Origin of the sequence: Streptomyces sp. NPDC049887 (assembly GCF_040656535.1) — a bacterium.
Lineage (GTDB): Bacteria > Actinomycetota > Actinomycetes > Streptomycetales > Streptomycetaceae > Streptomyces.
The window spans coordinates 1-5,710 of record NZ_JBFAMM010000044.1; the positions used below are offsets into that span (position 1 = coordinate 1).

The following is a 5,710-nucleotide window of genomic DNA, read 5'->3' on the forward strand; positions in this document are numbered from 1 at the left end:
CAGCCGGCATCTGGCACAACTGGACTACCAACGCCAAGACCAAACGATCCCTGATCGCCTACGACCACTGAAAACATCGGACTCACTCATCTAGGGTCACGACGAATGGGACGGGCATGGCCTACATCTTCATCTTCGGCTGCTTCCTCCTGTTGGGCGTGGTCAGTCTGCTGGCGGCCCGTGTCGGCTATCGCGGCAGGGTCTGCGACAGGGCTGACGGGTACGAGGTTCCGGCAGTGGTGAAGGCCGATCCCGCTCTGCGGAAGCGGGCTGACGGTCTGGTGGCGTTCTGGTGCACCGGGGCCGCCGCGCTGAGCTTCGCCGCGCTGGTGCCGATCGGCAGCGTCATCCTCAGCGGGGGTGGCAAGTCGATCTCCACCTGGGGACTCGTGGCCTTCGCGGCCTACGGTCTGGTCGTGGTGAGCGCAGGGGCCTACCCATTCGAGAAGATCAAGCGCCTCGGCGGTTCCTCGGGCCGCTGAGCAACGGTGTTCCGGGGCCGGCGACCGGCGGCCCCGGAACATCTGTCGCAACGCGGGCCTCCTGCCGTTCGACCGGCCGGCTGCTCCGCTGCCCGTTCAGGCCCGGCCGGTGCCGCGCGGAGGATGCAGGTCAGGGTCCTGCGGTTGCCGCGGACGTCGATGGATCACGGCCGCCGTGAGATCACCGTCGGTGGCGCCACGGGCGGCCGTGATGTTGCGGACGTACCGTCAGTTCGCGTTCACCAGCTCGTGCGCCGGCACCGCCACCGTCCGCTTGCCCGGCTTGCCGCCGAGGACGACCTTCCGCAGAGCGCTGTTGTTGGCGGTGCTGGTCTCCTTCAGCCGGTTCTCCGGGTTCGCCAGCACCTGGATGTAGTACGTGCCGTTGGGCAGATTGGTGATGTCGAAGGACTGACCGGGCAGGTCCTGGGTGTAGGTGTCACCGGAGCCGACGTCCAGCACCTCGCGGACCGAGATCGAGTTCTCCTGGCCGCACGCAGTGGCCAGATCGGTGTTGAAGGGGTGCCAGTTGGCGTTCTTCACCGTGTAGTCGACCGCGTCGGTGTTGGCCAGGCAGAAGGCCTCCTTGCCGCTGCGCACGGTCTCCTTCTTGTCCGCCTTCAGCAGCCGGTAGCTGGCGAAGTCGGTGAAGTGCCAGTGCATGTGGCCCGGCCGCGGGTCCCACTCCATGGTGCCGGTCGGGGTGTAGCCGACCTGCTTGCCCTTGGCGTCGTAGAAGTACTGGTAGGCGTCCATCTTGGCCTTGCCGGGCGAGCGGAATCCGTCCACCACGAGTTGCGCCGGGCCGGCGTTCCAGACATTGGCACTGAAGGCCAGGTAGTCCTTGCCGGGGACGTCCTCTTCGCCGTCGCTGATGGTGATGCCGTAGGCCGGCAGCGACCGCAGGTCGGGCTTGGGGACGTTCGGGACGGAGGGCGTGCCGGTAGGCCGCTTGGACAGCGGCCCCAGGGCCGGCGCCTTGCGCGAGCCGTCGGTCTGGCCTTCGGTGTCGCCGACCTTCGCCGCACGTGCCGCCTGCTGCTTCTTCAGCGCCCACGGCAGAGCGGGAGGCGCGGCCTTCAGCGGCCCGTGACCTACGTTGTACGAGGGCCCCGCGCCGCTCGTCACCGCGGCGGCGGCCTGGGCGGGCGTCGGGGCGTGCCCCGGCCCGTGGCCGGCGTGAGCGGCGCCGGCTGCCGACGGCGCCGGGTGAGCGGCGGCGTGTCCGGCGTGCCCACCGGGTGCGGCCGTCCGAGCCGCGGCGCCCCGACCGTCCTCGAAGCTGCGCTCCTGCACGGTGACGTTCACCGTCGCGGGCTTGTTCGCGATGCCGAACAGGTCACGGTACTTCTTGGCGACCGAGACCTTGGCGGTGTAGGTACCGACCCCCAGCATGACCGGCTTGGTGTACGAACCCGCGTACGTGTTGGCGGCCCAGCCCTTCTCCACGCCCCACACGGAACCGAGGGTGAAGGGGTTGGTGGGGCAGCTCTCCGGATACTTCGAAGTGGCGGGCGCGTCGGGCCGCACGCGGCCACTGGCGTTGTTCGGGCAGAAACTCTCCGCACGTCTGAGGACCTGCTTGCCCGCCCTGTCGGTGACCGTGATCTCCGCGAAGCCCGGCAGCCCGGAGAAGTCCTTCACAGTGCCGTTGGGCAGCGCCTTTGCCCTTGCCCTTCCACCCTCGTAGACGGTCTGGGTGATGGTCACCGGGTCCTTGTAGGACTTCCGGGTCACCTTCAACTCCAGCGGCGTCCCCTCCGCGGTGAGGTAGGTTCCGAGATCCAGGTAGACGCCCGGCTCCTCCTTCCAGGAGGTGAGCGTGATCGAGTTGCTCGCCGCGATGAGTCTCAGGTCGGGCCCCGCCGCGGCCTTCGGCGAATCCGATGCGGTGGCCGCGAATCCGGCCGTCACGGCCACGACCGCGATGGCCGTGGTGCCCGCGAGCAGCGGACGCCGCAGCCGGGTGGTACGCGTTGTGGTCATCGTTCCCTCGTCCTCCGGGATGCTGTGGGAAGCAGGCAGCGGGCGACACGGCTCGACGACGTACGACGGTCGGCTGCCCGCGTGGTGAGAGGAACGGAAGTGGGTGCTCGGTTGTCCGCAGGGTCGAAAGCGCTGCGAAGTTGGCCGGATAGGGCCGTTGCGGACACTGCGAGGTCCTCACGCGCTGCCGGGGGAGACCGACGATAGGGCGTTACCGAGGTGACGGGATACGCGGCCCCCAACCCGCCGCCCGCTGCGGCGACTCCGCGCTGTGCGGTGCCCCAGGAAACGGCCGACGGGTTGCCGGTCCCCCCGACCGAGGCGGGCGTCCTGCGCCGAGCCGACGGCAAGGTGCTCAAGAGCCCCGGATACCGGCCGCCGGCCCTCGGTGGCATCGTCGGATGACCGACGGCCGAGACTCACGTCGTGGATGCGCCCCCCGCCGCGCGGCGAAACCTCGTCGCGAGGCGATCGAACGAGACCGCGAGTTCGTCACCGTCGATCACCTCGATGTCGACGTCGAGCTGTGTCATCCACAGCGCGAGCCGGTCCGGGTCGTCGGAACCCAGCTCGACACGGCATGTGGACTCGTCGACCACCTCGATGTCGACCGGGATGGGGATCTTCGCGGCGACGCTGGCGGCGGGAGCATGCACGAGTACCCGGGCCCGGTACTTCCAGGCCGCCTTGCTGACGCGACGGACGACGTGCTCGACGACATCGTCCTCCGGGATCACGCGCGGCTGGAACCGCGCACCCGTCGGCGCATGCGGAACCATGCGGTCGACGCGGAAGACCCGCCAGTCCTCACGGTCGAGATCCCACGCGAGCAGGTACCAGAGCGGCCCCCAGCTCACCAGCCGTTGCGGTTCGGTGTGGCGGGCCCCTTCGCTGCCCCCGGGCTTGGTGTATCCGAACCGGAGCCGTTCGTGGCCGCGGATCGCGGCAGCGACCGCGCCGAGAACGGAGAGATCGAGCGGCGGTTGGGCCCCTGGAACGACGCTCGTCGCCTCGCGTACCGCCTCGACGCGCCGACGCAGGCGCGAGGGCAGCACTTGTTCCAGCTTCGCCAGCGCGGTGAGCGATGTCTCCTCGACGCCGAGCCTCTGGGTCGCGACCGCACCGAGTCCGACCGCGACGGCGACGGCCTCGTCGTCGTCGAGCAGCAGTGGGGGCATCGCCGTCCCGGCGGCCAGCCGGTACCCGCCCGCGACGCCGGGACGCGCGTCCACGGGATAGCCGAGCGACCGCAGCCTGGTGATGTCGGCGCGCACAGTCCTCGTGCTCACATCGAGCCGGCCGGCGAGCTCGGAACCCGTCCAGTCGCGTTTGAGCTGGAGCAATGACAGCAGTTCGAGCAGGCGGGCCGAGGTCTCCAACATGTCCTCCATTCTTTCGGCAATTGCGGTACGTAACCTGCCGCATTGCCTGGGAACGTCGGTGTCATGAACGAGAACAACGCAGCACTCACACCGTTCCGCATCGACATCCCGCAGGCCGACATCGACGACCTGCGCAACCGGCTGGCACACACGCGCTGGCCGATCCCCGTGCCGGGCCGGGACGATCGCACCGACTTCAGCCGCGGCATCCCGCTGGTGTACCTGAAGGAGCTCGCCGAGTACTGGCGCGACGGGTTCGACTGGCGTGCGCAGGAGGAGAAGCTCAACGAGTACGAACAGTTCACGACGGTCGTCAACGGCCAGACGTTCCACGTCGTCCACGCGCGATCGGCGAACCCGGAGGCAGCCCCGCTGATCCTGAACCACGGCTGGCCGGGCTCGTTCGTCGACTACCAGCGACTCATCCCGCTGCTGACCGATGAGTTCCACGTGGTCGTCCCGTCGCTGCCCGGCTTCGGGTTCTCCACCCCGCTGTCTGGGACCGGCTGGGAGCTGGCGCGGACGACGGAGGCCTACGCCGAGATCATGACGCGTCTCGGCTACGAGAGGTTCGCGGCCCATGGCACCGACATCGGTGCGGGCACCACCGGCCGCCTCGCGGCGCTCTACCCGGAGCGCGTCATCGGCACGCACATCGGCAGCGACCCCCGGTGGCTCGGGTTGCTCGGCGACATATTCCCCTACCCCGAGGGTCTGTCCGATGACGAGATGGCCCAGATCGAGGCAGTGCGCAGAGAGGATGCGGCCGAGCGCGGGTATCTCGAGATGCAGAACCACCGTCCCGACACGATCGGCGCGGCGCTCACCGACTCGCCGGTCGGTCAGCTCGCGTGGATCGCCGAGAAGTTCAGGACCAGGACCAGCGGCGCCTACCGGACGCCGGACGAGTCGGTCGACCGCGACCAGCTCCTCACGAACATCAGCCTGTACTGGTTCACCCGCAGCGGCGCGTCGAGCGCGCAGTTCTACTACGAGTCCGAGCACTCGGGACTCGACGTGGTCATGGCCTCCAGCGTGCCGTCCGGATGGGCCGTGTTCGACACCCACCCGCTCATGCGCCGTGCGGTGGACCCGCGGAAGGAGATCAGCCACTGGAGCGAGTTCACCGAGGGCGGGCACTTCCCCGCGATGGAGGAGACGGAGCTGCTCGCGGACGACATCCGCACCTTCTTCCGCGGCATTTCCTGATTACGCGCCGCCCGCGGGCCACGAAGACCCGTTCAAGGCCGCCCGGGCCGGCAGGCCAGGGACCTCGTCGCAAGCCCGGCGGCGTCCCGCGACGCCTCGATCTCGTCCCGCCCGAAGGACCGCAGGGCCGAGATCGAGGCGACCACCCGGCCGTCGGGCGGGATGCCCGGCGGGAGCGGTAGGGCCGCGGGACGGTGACCGGGGGAGCGTGGCCCCCGGGAGGTCGCTCCACATCGCACATCGCTGCGGTGGCGGCGGCGCACCGCCGGCACGGCCTGCCGGCCGATTCCTGATCGCGTTGCTTGTCGTAGGCGGTCAGGTCCGCGCTCGGCGGACGGCATGGCGCCGCGGGAGCGCCGCGCACCGGACCGGCCGCCGCCGGCAGATGGCGGTCCGCGAACGGGCGGTCGAACGTGCCTGAATGCGACTGCCCGTTCGTGCGACCCGGCAGTAGCGTGACCCGACGTGACTAGCAGAGTCCGCACAATCACGAGTCGCCGCTCGGTCGTCAAGGCCGCTGCCGCCACCGCTGTCGCCACTGCCGCCGCCGCTCCCGCGCTCGCGGCCGCATCCCCCGCCGCCGCCGCCGAACAGGGCGCGGCCTTCCTGCACGGGGTCGCCTCGGGCGACCCGCTCCCCGACGGCGTGCTG

The 5,710-nt window shown here is 69.9% G+C and carries 4 protein-coding genes and 1 pseudogene; 3 read left to right on the top strand and 2 right to left on the bottom strand.

The window, feature by feature from the left end; translation table 11 throughout:
- Window positions 1-116 precede the first annotated feature (116 nt).
- Complete coding sequence (locus AB0J10_RS31635) at window positions 117-482, top strand: hypothetical protein (RefSeq protein WP_363066526.1); 366 nt, start codon at window positions 117-119, stop codon at window positions 480-482.
- A 228-nt stretch (window positions 483-710) separates the two neighbouring features.
- Here AB0J10_RS31635 and AB0J10_RS31640 read toward each other — a convergent pair whose 3' ends face one another.
- Window positions 711-2,468 (bottom strand): lysyl oxidase family protein, encoded by a 1,758-nt coding sequence (locus tag AB0J10_RS31640; RefSeq protein ID WP_363066528.1) that lies wholly within the window; start codon window positions 2,466-2,468, stop codon window positions 711-713.
- A 419-nt stretch (window positions 2,469-2,887) separates the two neighbouring features.
- Window positions 2,888-3,850, bottom strand: coding sequence for a WYL domain-containing protein (locus AB0J10_RS31645; protein WP_363066530.1), 963 nt, complete (start codon window positions 3,848-3,850; stop codon window positions 2,888-2,890).
- A gap of 63 nt (window positions 3,851-3,913) precedes the next feature.
- On the opposite strand from AB0J10_RS31645, the gene AB0J10_RS31650 reads away from it, so the two are divergent.
- Both AB0J10_RS31650 and AB0J10_RS31655 read left to right on the top strand, forming a co-directional pair.
- Entirely contained in the window at window positions 3,914-5,059 is a 1,146-nt protein-coding gene (locus AB0J10_RS31650) for an epoxide hydrolase (protein ID WP_363066532.1), read from the top strand.
- Window positions 5,060-5,524: 465 nt separating this feature from the next.
- Window positions 5,525-5,710: pseudogene (locus AB0J10_RS31655) on the top strand (alkaline phosphatase); the annotation flags it as partial.